We start from the raw sequence: 17,765 nt of genomic DNA, 5'->3' as shown, positions 1-17,765 counted from the left end.
TTTTCATGCCTACTCTCCGAGCTTTTTTAGCTCCACTCGGTTTACTGTGTTTTAGTTCATTGTTAGTCGCCTGTACCACGGCGAACGAACCGACACCCCCGCAGGCACCCGTTCCAAGCACGCCAGTGGCTCCGGCCGCTGAAGTCGCGCCCACAATTCCCGCTGAACTCAAAGAAGAGTTTATCCAAGCTCAAGTAAAACAAGGTTTTACTCGTGCAGAAGTGCTCGCTTTTCTCGACAAGGCAAAATACAACCAAGGGGTTATCGATGCGATGACTCGTCCATGGGAAGCAAAACCTTGGCATGTGTATTATCCCATCTTCTTAACCGAGAAACGCCTCGACGCTGGTCTCGCCTTTTGGAAAAAACACGAGAAAACCATCGCGAAAGCCGCGGCTAAGTACAACGTTGACCCACAGATTATTGTCGCCATTATCGGCATTGAAACCTTCTACGGCCAATACACGGGCAATTATCCTGTGATTGATGCCCTCTATACCTTAGGTTTTCACTATCCGCCGCGCGCCACCTTTTTCCGTAAGGAATTTTGCGAGTTAATGAAGTTAGTGAAAGAAGAACATTTAGATATCGATACCCTCAAGGGCTCCTACGCGGGTGCTATGGGTTATGGGCAGTTTATTCCCTCTAGTTACCGCCATTACGCGGTTGATTTCGATGGCAGCGGCAATCGCGACCTATTACAAAGTCCAGAGGATGCTATCGGCAGTGTGGCCAATTATTTCCATGAACACGGTTGGCAAGCCAATGCGCCGGTCGCTTTACCGTTAGTCAATAACAGCAAAGCAGCACCTAAAGCGAAAGTGTGGGCAGGTGAAAAGCTGAACTATAAAGTTGCAGATATTTTAACGCCGACCTTAGCCCTCGCCGATGCGCGGGACTTAGATGTTTCGCAAAAAGCCTTATTGATTGAGCTAGAACAAGCCGATCACAGTGAATACTGGCTTGGCTTAAATAACTTTTATGTGATCACTCGCTATAATCGTAGCCCTTTGTATTCAATGGCCGTTTATCAATTTAGCCAACAATTAAAAGAACAGCATGCCTCTAAAAAATAATCTTTTACAGCTTGCCGCCTTAGTTATGTGCTTCGCCCTTGCGGCGTGTTCTTCGAGCCCAAACAACGCCAGCAAGAAAAATATGGACCCGAACAAGGGCCGTTATTCGCTGAAGAATGACAAGCTGCCACTGAACCCACCGAATGTGGATAATGTGCCGAACGCGACGCCTAAGTACGAGCCCTATAGCCGCCGTGGCAACAAACCTTATACGGTTTACGGTGAGTCCTATACTGTGATGAACACGGGCCAAGGCTTTAGTGAAACTGGCCGCGCCTCTTGGTATGGTGAAAAATTCCATGGCTACGAGACCTCTAATGGCGAGCCCTATGACATGTATTCTATGTCTGGCGCCCATAAGACACTGCCACTGCCGAGTTACGCTCGGATCACTAACTTAGAGAACAATAAGCAAGTGATCATTCGCATCAACGATCGTGGGCCATTCCACTCAGATCGCATTCTCGATGTCTCCTACGCCGCCGCCTATAAACTCGGCATGCTCGGCAAAGGTACGGCGCGGATCAAACTGGATGTGGTTTATATTGGCAGTGTTGCGGCCACTAATTCGGCCGTAGCCAGCGCTCAAGATACGGGTAATCATTACATTCAGTTAGTGGCCTCCAAAGATAAAGCCAAACTCAATGCCATGGCGAAGAATCTTGAACAGAAATATCAGGTCAAGACCCGTGTACAAGCGGCAAACAATATGTTTAGACTACAGCTCGGCCCCATAGGTCAGCCTGAGTTAGCCGACAAGCTGCTCAATAACGTCAAGCAAAATGGGTTTCCTGAGGGCTATATCGTCCATGAATAATGACCGTTTGCTCTGATCAGAATTGATTTAAAAATAGAGATGAAGGAACCTTCACTAAAACCCACTGTCGGAAAGTGGTACACTGTTGAAGATCTTCTCGAATCCTTTCCATTTCATACAACTAAAAGACGTGCCAAGTTAATGATGAATTTTGTAAAAAGTCCCATTAAAACATTGCTGCTAATTTCCAGTGTCTCTCTCCCCGTTTATGCTGCGCAGCCTATTATTACACCTGATGCACCTTCAGTAGCCGCCAAAGCGTTCGTATTGATGGATTATAATTCGGGCCAGATTATCGCTGAAAGTAACGCTTACGAAAGCCTTAACCCAGCCAGTCTAACTAAGATGATGACCAGTTACGTGATCGGTCAAGAAATCAAAGCGGGCAATGTCTCCGTTGATGATGATGTGACTATCAGTAAAAATGCTTGGTCTAAAAACTTCTCTGACTCTTCTAAGATGTTCATTGAAGTCGGCACTACGGTTAAAGTAGGCGATCTAAACCGCGGTATCATTATTCAATCGGGTAACGATGCATGTGTGGCCATGGCCGAACACATAGCCGGTACTGAAGGCGCCTTCGTTGACATGATGAATTCATGGGCCAAACAACTGGGAATGCGTGATAGCTACTTCGAAAACTCCCACGGTTTAGATGCAGAAAATCACAAATCTACCGCCTATGATATGGCGTTATTAGGCGCCGCGTTAATTCGCGACGTACCAGAAGAATACCGCGTCTACAGCGAGAAATTCTATACCTTCAATGGTATCAAACAATACAACCGTAATGGCTTATTGTGGGATAACAGCATGAACGTGGACGGCATTAAAACCGGCCACACCTCAGGTGCAGGCTACAACTTAGTGGCATCGGCCACCAAAGACGGCATGCGCTTAATTTCAGTGGTAATGGGCACGCAAAGTGAATCAGCCCGTAAAGCTGAAAGTAAGAAATTACTGACCTATGGCTTCCGCTTTTTCGAAACGGTAACCCCCTATAAAGCTGGCGACAGCTTTATTACTCAGCCGATTTGGTACGGTGACAAGAGCACGGTTGATTTAGGCGTAGCAACTGATACCCCTATCACTATTAGCCGTGGCCGTGGTAAAGACTTAAAAGCCAACTTCGAACTGACTAAACCATTAGATGCTCCTTTGAAGAAAGGCGAAACGGTTGGCCGTCTATTCTTCCAACTTGACGGTAAAGATATTGCCCAGTTCCCACTGGTGACATTGCAAGAAGTCAACGAAGGCAGCTGGTTTAGTAAATTAGTTGATTACTTTAAACAACTGTTTTCTGGTTGGTTTAGCTAAGCTAAATCATATAAATAAAGCCACCTCTGGGTGGCTTTATTTTTTTGGCTGCCGCCGCCCTTGAATCGGGTATAATAACCACCATATAGACTTCATTGAAACAGCTAAGAGTACTGATTATGTTAGGCACTAAATTTGATGAACTGATGGATTTCCCCTGCGCATTTCCTTTCAAGGTCGTCGGCGAAGCCCATGAAACGCTAACTGACAAAGTCGTGGCTGTGGTCCAAAAACATGCACCAGGTGATTATTCGCCATCGACCAAAACATCGAGCAAAGGTAGCTATCACTCCATTACTATCCGCGTGACTGTGACCAGCAAAGACCATATCGAAATTTTGTACACAGAACTTGCCGCCATCGAAGGCGTACGCCGCGTACTATAAATATTCCTCAAGGCCATGAAATGTGATCTGTCTTACATTTATGGTCAAGAGGCGTATAATAGCGCCACTCAATTCTAAGGGGAGAGGTTGCCCTTGCAAGACACGACTTTGCACATTCGACATCTTGGAAAACAAGATTACGAATCAGTGTGGCATGCGATGCAGCATTACACTGATACGCGCGACAGCGAAAGCCATGATGAACTGTGGATTGTCGAGCATCCGCCCGTGTTTACCCAAGGCCAAGCCGGCAAAAGCGAGCATATTTTAAATGCTGGCGATATTCCGGTTATCCAAGTGGACCGCGGCGGTCAAGTCACTTACCACGGCCCAGGCCAACTAGTGGTATATCCTCTTCTCGATATAAAACGTAGTAAAGTCGGCGTACGTCAACTCGTCACCCATATAGAGCAAAGCATTGTCGATATGCTCGCCAAGTACGACATTAACGCTTATGCCAAGGCCGATGCGCCAGGCGTATATGTGGATGAACGCAAAATCGCCTCCCTAGGATTACGCATTCGTAAAGGCTGTTCATTCCATGGATTAGCCCTCAATGTCGACATGGATCTGGCGCCATTTCGCCGCATCAACCCTTGTGGTTATGCCGGTCTTGAAATGGTGCAATGCAAAGCGCTTGGCGGACCACAAACCGTGATTGAAGCGGGCGAGCAACTCACCATTACTTTTAGCCAATTACTGGGCTATCAACACCTAGTTCATCATCAAGGATTAGCAGCGTCATGAATAGGCCTGAACGTTTACAACCCGGAGTAAAATTAAGAGATGCCGATAAAGTGTCTCGTATTCCGGTCAAAATCGTCCCCTCAGAGCGCGACACTATGTTGCGTAAACCCGATTGGTTACGGGTTAAACTGCCGGCATCGAATCAACGCATTTTAGATATCAAGCAAGCGCTGCGTAAAAATGGCCTGCACTCGGTCTGTGAAGAGGCTTCTTGCCCTAACCTCGCCGAATGCTTTAACCACGGCACAGCGACCTTTATGATTTTGGGTGCGATTTGTACCCGTCGTTGCCCATTCTGCGACGTAGCCCATGGTCGTCCGCTTAAGCCTGACGCTGAAGAGCCGGTTAAATTGGCGCAAACGATCCGCGATATGAAGCTGAAATACGTGGTTATCACTTCGGTAGATCGTGACGATTTACGTGATGGTGGCGCCCAGCATTTTGCCGATTGTATCCGCGAAATTCGTAAACTGAATCCAGATATCAAGATCGAAACCTTAGTGCCTGATTTCCGTGGTCGTATCGATGCCGCCTTAGATATTTTATCGACAGAGCCGCCTGATGTGTTCAACCACAACTTAGAAACGGCGCCAATGCATTATCGTAAAGCGCGCCCGGGCGCGAATTACCAATGGTCGCTCGATCTGCTCAAACGCTTTAAAGAGCGTCATCCCAATGTGCCCACTAAATCTGGCCTGATGATGGGACTGGGTGAGACCAACGAAGAAATCGCTCAAGTATTACGTGACTTGCGCGCCCACAACGTTGAAATGCTGACCTTAGGCCAATACCTACAACCATCTAAGTTCCACTTACCGGTTGAACGTTATGTGCCACCAGCAGAGTTTGACGAGCTTAAAGCCTTAGCCGATGAGTTAGGGTTTACCCATGCAGCCTGTGGCCCATTAGTGCGCTCAAGCTACCATGCGGATCTGCAAGCCCAAGGTAAAGAAGTGAAATAACCTTCTTGCTCAGATGCAGATAACCTTGATGCAAACTTCAGGTGATGCTGAATTTAAGTGATATAGAGTTCAGGGTTATCCAAATAAAAAACAGCGCTTAAGCGCTGTTTTTTTTTATGAAATGTTTTATGGCTGTTGTTTATAACCACTACTCAACTAGCCATCGTTTTACAGCATGAACGCTAATGCTCAACTTATTCTTGGGTTATCGCTAAATCCATCAAGATAGCGTCTTCTTTACCGCCTGCTATTGGGTAGTAACCTTTGCGACGTCCCGATTCAATAAAGCCAGCCTTTTGATATAAAGCACGGGCGGCAAGATTGGATTCTCGCACTTCTAGCATAAGCACCACGGCGGCTGATGCCTTGGCCGAAGCCACCACAGCATTCAGTAATAACTTGCCGTAGCCTTTACCCTGCTGGCTTGGTAATAGGCAAATATCCAATAAAGTCACTTCATCGACAATTTGCTGCACTATTGCAAAGCCTAAAAGTCCATCGACAGAATCCGGATCTGAAGCCGCGTTAGTATTAGCATCTGATCCTGCACTCAGCTTTAAACCTAAAACACGGTACAAATGCCCGAAACAATCGGCAAGGTTCCCCGCACTCATGGGGTGGCTATGGGCCATAGATTCAAGCTGCGCCATTTGAGGAACATCTTTAAGCGTGAGTGCCACAAGCTCAACAGGCAAACCTGCTGTCAATTGTGCTGCGAAGGGTGTTGTGAATAGACTATCTTCTGGTGGGATGTTCAACGCTGGTATTCCAAAGTATTGGTTATTAATGATATTTACGAGTAAAGATCAAGACTTGCTTGGAGCTTGACCACTCACTTGCTCGCGCCATTGGTAAATCTGCTGCCAGAGCGCGCTTTTAGCCTGCCAACCCACTAATAAATCGGCCAAGGGTTCAGACACTAACCATGCGGTACGTGGCCTAACTTTGTGACGTCGCAGATCCCAAACGATCTGTTTACCCGTATGGGGCTCACAATCAAAATCACATTCATCACGCTTTATGTCGATAAGTGTTAGCACAGCGTCAATCAGTGGCTCAGCCTCGGGTAACTCACCGTGTTCATCCCAAATCACTAAATAAGGTTTCACCTTAGTGTCGCGCACTCGCCAAGTTGTCACATTCATGGCGGTTAAATAGGCTGATTTATTCATTAGGGTCAGTTTTATTCAATTCAAGTATCGACTCACAACATGCCGCTAGGATAGCAGTTCTGCCTAGGCATTGTTACTGCCACGCGGTTAATGGAGCTGATATCAAGCCGATTAATGGCTGCACCATTACGGCGTTTAACGCAGGAATGTTCAATCGAATTTATAGATTTACAAAATCTAATTTACTCATTTTACATTTAATATCAAAAGATTAGACTGAATGCACTCAGTAAGACAATAGCAGGAGAACGCCATGATTAACATAGGTATCAATCAAGCCAACAGAGAAGAAATCGCCGCTGGCCTTAACCAACTATTGGCAGACAGCTACAGTCTTTACCTTAAGACTCACAGCTTTCACTGGAACGTTACCGGCCCCATGTTCACTAGCCTGCATTTGCTATTTGAACAGCAGTATACCGAGCTTGCCCTTGCGGTCGACCTTATCGCAGAGCGAGTACGTGCATTAGGCGCCAGAGCGCTAGGGTCCTATTCGGCTTATGCCGCACTGACTGAAATTAAAGAAGATCAGGGCGTCACCAAAGCCGAAACCATGATCCGCGAATTGTTAAACGATCAAGAGTTAGTGATCCGTAATGCTAGAGCCCTGTATCCACTGGTGAATCAAGCTAATGATGAAGCCACGGCGGACTTGCTTACCCAGCGCATTCAACAGCATGAGAAAAATGCCTGGATGCTACGCAGCTTATTAACGGAATAATTGACTAACCCTATTGCGGCACAAGCCAAACAAAAAGTCGCCAAGCATAACCGCTTGGCGACTTTTTCTTTAAAGCGACATGACTCAGGTTTAAAAGTACTTAGGTTTAGAAGCGCTTAAATTTAGAAGCTCTTTAATTTAGAAGCTTTTTAATTTAGAGGTACTTTATCCAAGCCTGAGTGCAGTGCTTTTTATATTCGCTAAACCACTTAACGGGATAATACAGCGCGATAACTAACACGCACGTGATGAACCAAATCCATCCCATACTATTCACCCCAAAGTACTCACCATGGTTTGCGCCAAAGATGAATTTCGCTAAGCGATAAAGCAGTAACAGAACGTACAAATGTAAGATATAGAAGAACATAGGGACTGAGCCAAACACAGACAACCCGTGGCCGACTCGCGCTAATCTCCCTCCAACTTTGCCACTTGATGCAAAATACCGCTCAAACGCCACTAAGCTAAAGAACATGCCGCCTAAGGTCACCAGTAAAAAGCTTAATGATGGTGGGTATTTGGTTAAGTTGAATACCGACATCAAGGTTTCACCCAAACGTGCCCCCGCCTGCCAAGGCAAGGTTTCGCCATAGAGGTTAAACCCGCGTAGCACAGCAAAAAGTACCCAACAGCTTATCCCTAACTGCAACAGTGTTTGCTGGCGCTGCGATGCTTCAAGCAAGTTGTTATTCGATTTATTGCTGAAAATGGGCCCAGCCACATAGCCGAGTAAAATCACGCCCATCCAAGGCAGCGCGGGATAACTCACTTTGATCTTAAGCGCCCCTTCACTGACAAGATATCCGCGGTCGTGCAATAGGGTCCACAGACTATAAGCCCATTCACTCGGCTGAAAACCAATTGGCGTTAGCAGATTATGGCCAAAAACAATTGCAAAGCCTAAAAGAGCCATCCAAGGTCTAGGCAGATTTATCAGCGCCGCCAGCGTTAACATACTCAGGCCGATCACCCAAATGACCTGCAACCAAAGCGTGTGGTAGTTACCCATCCAAGAGATGTTGATCACTATAATTTCGAGCGCGATTAAAAACAAACCACGTTTAATCAAAAACGCCCGTGCTGAACGCGGCTCGCCATGACTGCGATTGGCATAAAGCCATGCTGAAACACCCGTTAGAAACACAAACACTGGCGCACAAAAATGCGCGGCAAAGCGGCTTAGAAACAGTCCCCAAGAGGTCGAACTCAAATCCATAGGATCGCTCACCTGCATATGCAGGAAAAACCGTTCCCGCACATGGTCGAGCAGCATGATGAGCATCACCAGGCCGCGCATCATATCGATACTATTAATACGGGTTCGGCCAAGCGCTCGGTTCGATACTTGTTCCGATGCGTGGGCCGATGCTTGTTCCGAAAAATGGACTGACAGCGCAGAATTCGAACTGATATTAGAACTCATAGCTAACACTCACTTTAATGCTACGTGGCTCACCCGGCACAGCCCAGAGCGCTGAATAACTGCTGGCGATGTAATCTTCATCCAATAAGTTGTCCAGATTGACGCCAAGGATGAAGTTATCGCTAAGGTGAGTATTCATAAACAGTCCAACTAACTGATAAGAAGGCAATTGAAAGCTAGGATCGGCAGAATCACCCAGACGAGAATCCACATATCGCCAGCTCAGTCCTAAATGTCCATCAATAGAAAGCCTATTCAAATCCTGTTTCAGAATCACACTCGCGGTATGTTTGGGCACATTCACCAATGGACTGCCTGCAGAGATAAGCACGCCCCAGTCGGGGTTCAAGCTATCGTTGGCGGTGCGGGTATTTAAATAGGCGTAGGATAATTTTGCTTGTAAATCCTCCGTCAGCTCGGCGGCTACATCGAGTTCAACCCCGCTACTTTTGGCTTTACCTAAGGTGGCAGAAAAACCAACATTGATAGGATCTGAGGTCAAAATATTGCTCTTTTGCGCATCGAACACGGCTAAACTACCGTTTATAGGAAGATCGTTTAGCCAAGTACCATTAAACTTTATTCCTAGTTCAACCGATTTGCTCTCTTCGGCTTCGAAGGGTTTACCCGCAAAGTCGGTTCCAGAAAGCGGTAAAAAGCCTTCAGAATAAGAACTATAGAAACTTAGGGCATCGGACCATAAATACACCAGACCGACTTTAGGGCTAACCCTACTATCGGTTTGCTCTGATAGGGTATTTTTCGCGACTTCACTGATATCTTGCTGATAACTATCGAACCTTAACCCAAGGTGCAGCTTCCACTTTTCAGTGAGATCCATTTGATCTTGCAGGTATGTGCCCCACGCCTTTTGGGTTTCGTTATTCTCATACAGCAAACTCACCTCTGGCTGAGGCCCGCCGTATTGAGGCGCATAAATATCGATGGCATATTCACCTTTTTTGCCCCGATAACGATACAGTCCCGTCTTCAAATTGTAGTGATAGGCATCGGCACCGAGCAGCAAATTGTGGCGAATAAAACCGGTATCCATATGGCCACTTAACTCTAGGCGTAGTGAATTGTCCTCGGAGGCATAGTCACGATATCTGTGCTGCCTAGTCAGCGTGCGACCATCATCAAATAGCGATTGCCGCCCCTTTACTAACTCAGCATCAGACGAATAACCCTTCAAGCTAGAGTCTCGGTAGTTATAGCCAGCAGTTAATGACCAATCATCATTTAATTCATAGTCATAGGTCAGCTGATGCCCTGTGGCATTCACCTCCGTTGCGCCATCATTAGGCTCACCTAAATAACGCGAGCGGGGTACGGTATTAATATCGTTATTGAGCACAATAATGCCGCGATCGAATAGCTGTTCCTGCTTGAGATATTCCATTTCATACAGCAAGGAAGCTTTTTCGGAAATCTGCCAACGCACAGACGGCGTAACGATTTTTTTATCGCTAAACACATAATCACGAAAACTATCGTGTTCCTGCCAAGCGCCATTAATCCGAAATGCCAAGTTATCGGTTAAACCTGAGGTCACATCACCTTCTAACCGATATTGGTCGAAACTCCCAGCCGATGCTTTTAAATAACCACTGGTTTCATATTGGGGTTTCTTAGTGACGATATTAACTGTGCCACCGGGCTCCGAGCGGCCATAAAGTGCCGAACCAGGGCCTTTTAAAATCTCGACATAGGCAACGTTTGATAAATCTCTATGACCACTAAAACCTCGGCCACCATTAAAGCCATTGATTAAATACCCCGATGGCATGTTTTCGTTGCCCGGAAAGCCACGTAGCGAAAAGCTATCCCATAAACCACCGCCATTGTTTTGCCGCGCCACACTCGCGGAATAGTCCAGTACATCTTGAAACCGCGTCAGCCCCGCGTCTTTGATCAATTGCTCATCTAGCTTGGGGAAGCTCAGTTGCAGACACATTGCCACGGTAAGCTTGGCGATAGTGGATACTTAAACGTTCAATGTCAGTCTCTGCGATAGGATCACCAGATAGAGCATCCTGTGCAGCCAGCAGCATTGAAATAGGATTGAGTGCAACCAAGGCACCCAGCAAAAGCGCAGCGCGCTTGGGCATATAAAAAGAGGTCATTTTCACTCCGAAAATAAACAGCATCTGCGCCTTCGCTAAGCCAAGGCGCTCAAAGTTAATTAAGATAAATTGAATAAACAGTAACTTATGCTGTTATGGGCGGAGCACGACTATTGAAGAAACGACTAAAAGGTCGTTTAAATGAAATGGCGTGGAACTCAACCGAGATATAACTCTGTTGAGTGAGTTGGAAATGAAAGGGTGTACTGGTTATCGCATGTTGCAACTGGTGCTGATGCAAGCACAGCGAACAATGGGACTTAGGGTCTTCATTGGCGTGGAAAATACTGTGAACAGCAATGGCCACAGACAATAGCACCAACATGGCAGCAAGCCATATCGCTAGGGTGCGTCTTGTTTGCATCACACTATTCAAACCCTACTTCCTCACATAATTTGGCAGGCGATTGTATGTTAAGCACAACTAAAGTTGCAAACCGATTTACCTAAGCCGCAGTGCTTAAATGTTACAAGAGGTATACGGCAGTTTTATGAGAAACAGCATTTATGAGAAAAAGCGATAACCGCGAATGAATAGAGAGGGCGCTAAATATATCGAGGCTAAATGGCAGACAAAATAAAACGGCTCGCATATTTCTATGCAAGCCGTTGTTTTATTTGGCAGGGGTGGCAGGACTCGAACCCGCAACCATCGGTTTTGGAGACCGCTGTTCTACCAATTGGAACTACACCCCTGTTGACGTGGGGCATTATGCTAAAAGCACTCTCAAAGGTAAAGTACTTTTTATGACAAAACTCATTAACTGAAGGTTTTTCAAACAAGTTAGCCAGTTACTGTTGAATAAAGTGCCACTGAGATTAAAAAGCCGCCGCATATTGGGCTTAATGTTTTAATGGATACATTATCAAGAGAGTTAGCGCCCCAATGTTCCAAGGCAAATCGCTGCAATAAATTCGACGGATATGGCTGTTTCGGCAAGTTTTGGGCCGCTTAAGGGTAAAAGCCACGCATTTATCGAAAAAAGATCTGAGTTCGATTTATAAAATCGGCGTTTTATAGTATAAGCATCGTCAATTTCATACACAGCTCGACGGACCCAAAATGTCAGACAAATTTTTCTTCAAAGGTCGTAAAACGCCTAAGCCAAAGCATGAGAGCTTTGGCTACAACACTAAGCGTGCCGCTAAACCGGGTACAGAAGCTTTCCCTCTGCAATTAATCGTTGCCGATGAAACGCGTAAACTCGAAGTTGCTGCGATTGTTGCCGAACACCAACTGTTTGCTAATATCGAAATCAATGCCGACGTTGCTGAAGATATCCTTGAGTTAGAAGGTTTATTGAATAAGCCTAAGACCACGACGTTCGAGAAAAAACCAAATCGTAACGAGCCTTGTGCTTGTGGTAGCGGTCAAAAATTCAAGAAGTGCTGCGGCAAGTAAACGCCTTAATCAGCGAAAAATAGATAGGGACTTTTACTAAGACGTTTTTGTGCGTCGGGAATAGCCCCTTTTCTGCTCCATTTTAGTTTCTTCCCCCACAGCTAATCCTCTAGCTTTGAGATAAAAATCCGCTGCAAATCGTTATTCCACAGCTGAATAATTTTGCGGGTCTTTTCTTTATTCCAAAAACATTTGCCAAATAAAATCAAACCCGCACCTTCAAAGCAGCGTTTATCTTCTATCTCAAATTGCGCTAATAATGGCTGTTTTATCCCATCGATAGGAATGCCGATATCTTTACTGTCGGCCGGATTAAGCCAGCTCATGGTCGGGTCAGTGTGGGATATCGTGCCCCAATACATGTGGGGTTTGTTGTCGAGTGGGTCGGCATCGGCAAAGTTGACGAACAGGTTCTTCGCCCGCCAACGGTATTTACGCTCACTGTCTGTGTATACCCAGAGATCAGACTTCGCCAGATCAGTACCGCGCAATAAACTGTGCAGTAACTTTTCGAGCCCTTGGCTTGGTACCCGCTTCTCGGTTGTGCACGCCGCAGTGTTAACTTGGTAGTCTGTTTTCGACTCTTGCACTTGACCGTCCGCTGACGATGCAACAGGTACTGGTGACGACTCAGATATAGAAGACGACTTAGACGTCGGCGCGGTCTTACTTGCGGATGACGCAGTGGATGCTTTATTTGCGGAAGAATAGCGGCGAGGCTTGCGGCTGAAATCGATCATCAATGCATCGGCGTCCACCAGCTGTTGCTGAACTTCGATAGCATCTTGTTCCTCGCGGGATTTTTGCGCCGAGGGTTTAAATTCAATGCAATCAGCTTGGTGATAACGCGAGCCGAAACAGGCGGCTTTGCCATCCTTGGAAGCTTTACGGAAATACGCTTTTCCGCCGCACGCAGGGCAAATTAACCATTGTCGTAAGCGCTCGATATCTTCATCGGGTAATTGCTGAAACTTAAAAACACTGTAAGTGGTTCTCACTGTTAAATGATCCTCTGTTTCGAGTTCACAAATGGCATCTAACATAGCGTTCTCCTTTATTTTTACCTGTTAGCAGATGCTCACAAAATCACTAAGCCCAGGCATTCACCCCTAGGGTAATCATCGCTAGCAGGATCAACATGCCCAGCACGCGGTAAATCAAACCTAAGGTACTGGTGCCCTGCGAACTCATATCCGAGTGTGATGACATGATTTTAACTTTTGGGGCATCTTGGTTTTTGCGCTTCATTCAACCTCCTTGAAATATTTCGCCAAAGGCGCCACTAGACTCAAAGGGATTAACGGCCCGGCTTTTGGATCAGTCGATACACGATAAAAAGGCGTCAGCAGAGTAATTAACGCATTGAAACACTTGAGCGCTGCCAAGGCATCGGCAGCGGCATAATCGATTTGCGCGCCAGATAAAGGCACATGCTGCCAATTCGATAGGGTGATTTTTTTCGGCTTATCAATACGGGTACCCAGCAGAGTCGCCACCAATTGGCGCGTCCCCATCTCCTTATCAGCCCCCAGTTGCGCCAATGCCCAGTTTAAATCCAACTTTGAAGCGACATTGATCCCCCATTGCCGCTTGAGGGCATGCGCATCACTGCGTAATCCAACGCCAACTTTGAGTATGTTTTCATCTTCTAATACGGTTTTTAACTGAGTGAATTGCTCACCTAAAATGGCATGCTGAAAAAGGTAACAAGCGTCCGCTGTCGCGATTTGGATAAGGCTCAGGGGATATTGTACGCCGCGCTCAAAACTCGCACGGGTTTCAGTATCAAAACCTAAGACTGGCTCAGCCTGTAATCGTGCGACAACTGCATCAAACTCCGATGGCTGAACCACTTCAATGTAAACCTGTTGCAATTCAAAAACTGCGAGTGCCGCCATGTCAGCATCATCGATACGTGTCGCTAAGGCAATCCGCTGTTGCAACCACAAATACGCCAACTGACGCCGCGCTTGCCGCTGAGTCTGAGTCTTAGCATTGGTGGACGTGTCAGTCTCGGCCGCCACCTCACCTTCTAACGGCTCCCCCTCAATCCGCTCGGTCGATGCATTGAGCATATCGAGATAAGCCGTGCCCGCAGCATCCATTGCTGCAATCAAGCCGTTGGCATCTTTACCTAATTCTTTGCGTAACCAAGCCAACTTACTCGGGGAGATACAGTACTTCATTAACTTCATCGTCGCCCTTCCTTGTTGAGTTAACCCTCGATTATCGATGCGCGCACCTCACTCGCTACGCAGTTTCTGTATCCCTGTCATCACAGCGAGTGCGACTGCGCCAGCAACAACGCCAAATAGGCCATTGAGCACACTTGGCGTCAGTACGGCAAGCACAGGTCCGACAAAGCCCATAGCCGCGACGGCTTGCTCGGCATGGTGAATTTGCTCGCCAATCATGTGTAAGCCATGGGTTAAAATCCCGCCGCCCACCATAAACATGGCCGCGGTGCCGATAATGGTTAAACTTTTCATCAGCACAGGTGCAGCGCTCAATAAGCCAAAACCCAGTTTACGGTTCATTTGCGTTAAGGCAGACTCACCTTCACGCTGACTCAAGTACAAACCCGCATCGTCCATTTTCACAATCGCGGCCACCAAACCATACACACCAATGGTCATGATGATCCCGATAACGGATAAGGTGAAAAACTGCGTCGACAGGGATTTGTCCGCCACTATGCCTAAAGTAATCGCGATAATCTCCGCCGATAACACAAAATCGGTACGAATCGCCCCTTTGACTTTTTCGGCCTCGTAAGCGGCTAAATTTTTGATGTCTGGTAGCTCATGTTCCTCTTGCGTTTCGCTGTGTGGCTGGCCTTTTCTGTGGCTATAGCTGTGATGCAGTTTTTCAAACCCTTCGTAACATAAAAACAGACCACCAAACATCAATAACGGCGTTACCGCCCAAGGAATAAAGGCGCTGATTAACAGAGCAGCAGGCACTAAAATGCATTTATTACGAAACGATCCCTTAGCTACCGCCCAAACAACGGGTAATTCACGATCGGCACTCACACCTGTGACTTGTTGAGCGTTGAGGGCTAGATCGTCCCCCAGTACACCTGCGGTTTTCTTTGCCGCCACTTTACTCATTACCGCTACGTCATCCAAAATCGATGCGATATCGTCAAGTAAGGTTAATAAACTTGCGCCAGCCATGCTAAATCCCTCTACAAATCATCTATAAACCATTCTGCTTTTGCCATAGTAGCTTAGTTAGATTAGTGACGTATAGCGAAATGCTTTCCAACTTAACTACTTCAGTTGCTTAGGTTATTGGGGCCGCTGACTGATATTGACCAGCCTGCAATCTAGATCACAGCTAAGGCGGAATTGCGCCACATTATTTATCGGAAAAGAGTATACTAAGCGCAGAATTTTTTACTCATTTGCCGTTACAGGATGTCAACATGACTCAAGATGAAATGAAAAAAGCTGCCGGTTGGGCCGCGCTCAAGTACGTTGAAAAAGACAGCATTGTTGGTGTTGGTACGGGTTCGACTGTGAATCACTTTATCGATGCACTGGCGACCATGAAAGCCGATATCGATGGCGCAGTCTCTAGCTCTGAGGCATCAACTCAGAAAATGAAAGCGCTGGGTATTCCCGTTTATGACTTAAACAGCGTCGATCGTTTATCTGTCTATGTGGACGGTGCCGATGAAATCAACGACCGCATGGATATGATTAAAGGTGGCGGCGCGGCATTAACTCGCGAGAAAATTGTCGCGGCTGTGGCTGAAAAGTTTATTTGTATCGTGGATAACACTAAGCAAGTCGACATCCTAGGTGAATTCCCACTGCCAGTTGAAGTCATTCCTATGGCGCGCTCTTATGTGGCACGTCAGTTAGTTAAGCTAGGCGGCGATCCTGTGTACCGTGAAGGCGTTGTTACCGATAACGGCAACGTGATCCTCGATGTGTACAATCTTAAGATCCTTAATCCAAAAGAATTGGAAAGTCAGATCAATGAGATCGTCGGTGTCGTCACTAACGGTCTGTTCGCTAAACGCGGCGCAGATGTGTTGTTAGTCGGCACCCCTGATGGCGTAAAAACCTTTACCGCCAAATAAGTTAAGCGTTAAAGCTTCCATCGCAGTCACAAGGCTGCTGATGTAAAAACACGGTAAAAAATACGCAATAAAAATGCCAGCCACTTTTTCAAAGGGCTGGCATTTTTTATGGTTTTTTAGGGTTCAATGTTATCTGACTCAGCCATCTATTCTCTGACTAAGCCGCCTATTCCCTAACTAAGGCCTATTCTCTAACTAAACCCACATCGCAGGCAGCTTATATCAAACGCTTGGCTTAAGCTCTAGCGACTATCTACCAAGCTCTTGCCGCTCTTACCAAGCTCTGGCGACTAAGCCTTTTAAGTAGAATCCTTCTGGGAAGGCGCTACCGATAGGGTGATCGCTCGCTTGGCTTAAGCGTTCAATAAACTGGATTTCACGTTTCGCATCGAGCGCAGCATCGGCCACGATTTTTTGGAACAGATCCGCAGGCATTAATCCCGAGCAAGAGAAGGTCAATAACACGCCGCCCGGATTCAACAACTGCAATGCAATCATGTTGATGTCTTTATAACCACGGCAAGCCCCGTTTAACTGCGCCTTATTATCAGCAAACTTAGGCGGGTCGAGTACGATCACATCGAAGGTCTTGCCCTCATCACGGTATTGGCGCAGCAACTTAAACACATCGGCTTCATTGTAATGCACATTGTCATCACTCAAACCGTTCACTTGCATGTTTTGGCGCGCCGTCGCTAATGCTAAAGAAGACACATCGACATTTTCTATGCTGGCGGCGCCCGCTTTGGCGGCGTACAAACCGAAGGTGCCCGTGTAGCAAAAACAGTTCAATACCGATTTATCTTTCACAAAACGGGCAGCAATGGCGCGGTTATCCCGTTGATCGAGATAGAAACCTGTCTTATGGCCTTTAATCACATCGACGGCGATCTTGATGCCGTTTTCTTCGATAATCACTGGCATTTCAGGCAGAGTGCCATGCAGCAAACCCGTAACAGGCAGCAGGCCTTCTTTCTTACGCGAATCCACATCGGAACGCTCATAGATAGCGCAATCAGGATATTGCTCGGCCAATAACTCAACTAAGGTGTCGCGCCATAAATCAGCACCTGTGCTCAGTAACTGGCACACCAACACATTGGCGTATCTGTCGATGGTGATCCCAGGTAAACCATCGGACTCGGCGGCCACTAAACGATAGCCCGTTAAGCCTTGCTCGCGGATCAGATCGTTACGGCCGATTTGCGCCCGCTGCAAACGTCTGGCAAAAAACGCGCGATCAATTTCTTCTTCGCGATCAAAAGTCCAAATCCGCACTTGGATTTGCGACTCAGGCGACCAAGCACCACGACCTAACCAATGACCATCATGCGCGACCACATCGACTGTCTCACCCGCTTCAGGTTTTCCCTTAATGTTATGAATAGCATTGGAAAATACCCAAGGATGGCGACGCTCGAGTGACTTCTCGCGGCCGGGTTTAAGTTTGATTCTGATAGCCATAGTTGCCTTTAAAAATAGTGCCGCCACTAAAAAAGGGCTGCAGTCTAAAAAATGGG

The 17,765-nt window shown here is 46.7% G+C and carries 18 protein-coding genes, 1 tRNA gene and 1 pseudogene; 9 read left to right on the top strand and 11 right to left on the bottom strand.

Features of this window, described 5'->3' with window-relative positions; genetic code table 11:
* Window positions 1–5 precede the first annotated feature (5 nt).
* The 6 genes from mltB (at window position 6) to lipA (ending at window position 5,305) form a co-directional block, all read left to right on the top strand.
* A complete protein-coding gene (mltB, locus tag Q4Q57_RS04130; protein WP_311889906.1) occupies window positions 6–1,076 on the top strand; it encodes a lytic murein transglycosylase B in 1,071 nt (356 codons plus the stop codon).
* On the top strand, window positions 1,060–1,893 hold the full coding sequence (locus tag Q4Q57_RS04125; protein WP_220590935.1) for a septal ring lytic transglycosylase RlpA family protein: 834 nt from the start codon (window positions 1,060–1,062) through the stop codon (window positions 1,891–1,893). The genes mltB and Q4Q57_RS04125 overlap by 17 nt, the downstream gene beginning before the upstream one ends.
* Before the next feature lie 141 nt (window positions 1,894–2,034).
* A complete protein-coding gene (locus tag Q4Q57_RS04120; protein ID WP_106651376.1) occupies window positions 2,035–3,210 on the top strand; it encodes a serine hydrolase in 1,176 nt (391 codons plus the stop codon).
* A gap of 119 nt (window positions 3,211–3,329) precedes the next feature.
* Window positions 3,330–3,596, top strand: a complete 267-nt coding sequence (ybeD, locus tag Q4Q57_RS04115) for a DUF493 family protein YbeD (protein WP_063883373.1) — start codon at window positions 3,330–3,332, stop codon at window positions 3,594–3,596.
* A gap of 93 nt (window positions 3,597–3,689) precedes the next feature.
* Window positions 3,690–4,343 carry a lipoyl(octanoyl) transferase LipB gene (gene lipB, locus Q4Q57_RS04110; protein WP_006082759.1) on the top strand — a complete coding sequence of 218 codons (654 nt, stop codon included), beginning with the start codon at window positions 3,690–3,692 and terminating at the stop codon, window positions 4,341–4,343.
* On the top strand, window positions 4,340–5,305 hold the full coding sequence (lipA, locus tag Q4Q57_RS04105; RefSeq protein WP_063883372.1) for a lipoyl synthase: 966 nt from the start codon (window positions 4,340–4,342) through the stop codon (window positions 5,303–5,305). The genes lipB and lipA overlap by 4 nt, the downstream gene beginning before the upstream one ends.
* A 194-nt stretch (window positions 5,306–5,499) precedes the next feature.
* On the opposite strand, the gene Q4Q57_RS04100 is transcribed toward lipA, so the two are convergent.
* On the bottom strand, window positions 5,500–6,063 hold the full coding sequence (locus tag Q4Q57_RS04100) for a GNAT family N-acetyltransferase (RefSeq protein ID WP_409438184.1): 564 nt from the start codon (window positions 6,061–6,063) through the stop codon (window positions 5,500–5,502).
* A 48-nt stretch (window positions 6,064–6,111) separates the two neighbouring features.
* On the bottom strand, window positions 6,112–6,477 hold the full coding sequence (locus tag Q4Q57_RS04095) for a hypothetical protein (RefSeq protein ID WP_106651378.1): 366 nt from the start codon (window positions 6,475–6,477) through the stop codon (window positions 6,112–6,114).
* Window positions 6,478–6,730: 253 nt separating this feature from the next.
* Here Q4Q57_RS04095 and dpsA point away from each other — a divergent pair, with 253 nt between their 5' ends.
* Window positions 6,731–7,198, top strand: coding sequence for a DNA starvation/stationary phase protection protein DpsA (gene dpsA / locus Q4Q57_RS04090; protein ID WP_006082763.1), 468 nt, complete (start codon window positions 6,731–6,733; stop codon window positions 7,196–7,198).
* Window positions 7,199–7,352: 154 nt separating this feature from the next.
* Here the strand turns inward: dpsA and Q4Q57_RS04085 are convergent, their stop codons facing one another.
* The 4 genes and pseudogenes from Q4Q57_RS04085 to Q4Q57_RS04070 form a co-directional block, all read right to left on the bottom strand.
* On the bottom strand, window positions 7,353–8,624 hold the full coding sequence (locus Q4Q57_RS04085) for a heparan-alpha-glucosaminide N-acetyltransferase domain-containing protein (RefSeq protein WP_311889899.1): 1,272 nt from the start codon (window positions 8,622–8,624) through the stop codon (window positions 7,353–7,355).
* Window positions 8,614–10,750: pseudogene (locus tag Q4Q57_RS04080) on the bottom strand (TonB-dependent siderophore receptor). Before Q4Q57_RS04080 ends, Q4Q57_RS04085 begins: the two are co-directional and overlap by 11 nt.
* An 85-nt stretch (window positions 10,751–10,835) precedes the next feature.
* Window positions 10,836–11,126 carry a DUF2946 domain-containing protein gene (locus tag Q4Q57_RS04075; RefSeq protein WP_311889898.1) on the bottom strand — a complete coding sequence of 97 codons (291 nt, stop codon included), beginning with the start codon at window positions 11,124–11,126 and terminating at the stop codon, window positions 10,836–10,838.
* 243 nt (window positions 11,127–11,369) lie between these two features.
* A tRNA-Trp gene (locus Q4Q57_RS04070) sits at window positions 11,370–11,446 on the bottom strand.
* Between the two features lie 367 nt (window positions 11,447–11,813).
* Between Q4Q57_RS04070 and Q4Q57_RS04065 the strand changes: the two genes are divergently transcribed.
* Window positions 11,814–12,152 carry a PBPRA1643 family SWIM/SEC-C metal-binding motif protein gene (locus Q4Q57_RS04065; RefSeq protein ID WP_311889897.1) on the top strand — a complete coding sequence of 113 codons (339 nt, stop codon included), beginning with the start codon at window positions 11,814–11,816 and terminating at the stop codon, window positions 12,150–12,152.
* A 101-nt stretch (window positions 12,153–12,253) separates the two neighbouring features.
* Here the strand turns inward: Q4Q57_RS04065 and Q4Q57_RS04060 are convergent, their stop codons facing one another.
* From Q4Q57_RS04060 to Q4Q57_RS04045, 4 genes are read right to left on the bottom strand one after another with little or no spacing between them, the layout of a single operon-like run.
* Window positions 12,254–13,195 (bottom strand): hypothetical protein, encoded by a 942-nt coding sequence (locus tag Q4Q57_RS04060; RefSeq protein WP_311889895.1) that lies wholly within the window; start codon window positions 13,193–13,195, stop codon window positions 12,254–12,256.
* Window positions 13,196–13,241: 46 nt separating this feature from the next.
* Entirely contained in the window at window positions 13,242–13,400 is a 159-nt protein-coding gene (locus Q4Q57_RS04055; RefSeq protein ID WP_198555528.1) for a hypothetical protein, read from the bottom strand.
* On the bottom strand, window positions 13,397–14,347 hold the full coding sequence (locus Q4Q57_RS04050; protein ID WP_311889893.1) for a 3'-5' exonuclease: 951 nt from the start codon (window positions 14,345–14,347) through the stop codon (window positions 13,397–13,399). The genes Q4Q57_RS04055 and Q4Q57_RS04050 overlap by 4 nt, the downstream gene beginning before the upstream one ends.
* Before the next feature lie 48 nt (window positions 14,348–14,395).
* Window positions 14,396–15,331, bottom strand: a complete 936-nt coding sequence (locus tag Q4Q57_RS04045) for a DUF808 domain-containing protein (RefSeq protein ID WP_311889892.1) — start codon at window positions 15,329–15,331, stop codon at window positions 14,396–14,398.
* Window positions 15,332–15,582: 251 nt separating this feature from the next.
* Here Q4Q57_RS04045 and rpiA point away from each other — a divergent pair, with 251 nt between their 5' ends.
* Window positions 15,583–16,245 carry a ribose-5-phosphate isomerase RpiA gene (gene rpiA, locus Q4Q57_RS04040; protein ID WP_311889891.1) on the top strand — a complete coding sequence of 221 codons (663 nt, stop codon included), beginning with the start codon at window positions 15,583–15,585 and terminating at the stop codon, window positions 16,243–16,245.
* Window positions 16,246–16,518: 273 nt separating this feature from the next.
* Here rpiA and Q4Q57_RS04035 read toward each other — a convergent pair whose 3' ends face one another.
* A complete protein-coding gene (locus Q4Q57_RS04035; protein WP_106651397.1) occupies window positions 16,519–17,709 on the bottom strand; it encodes a class I SAM-dependent rRNA methyltransferase in 1,191 nt (396 codons plus the stop codon).
* Between the last annotated feature and the right edge of the window lie 56 nt (window positions 17,710–17,765).

The organism is Shewanella sp. SP2S2-6, from assembly GCF_031931965.1.
In the GTDB taxonomy this organism is placed as follows: Bacteria; Pseudomonadota; Gammaproteobacteria; order Enterobacterales; family Shewanellaceae; genus Shewanella; species Shewanella baltica.
This window is presented reverse-complemented; position numbering and strand designations above follow the sequence as displayed.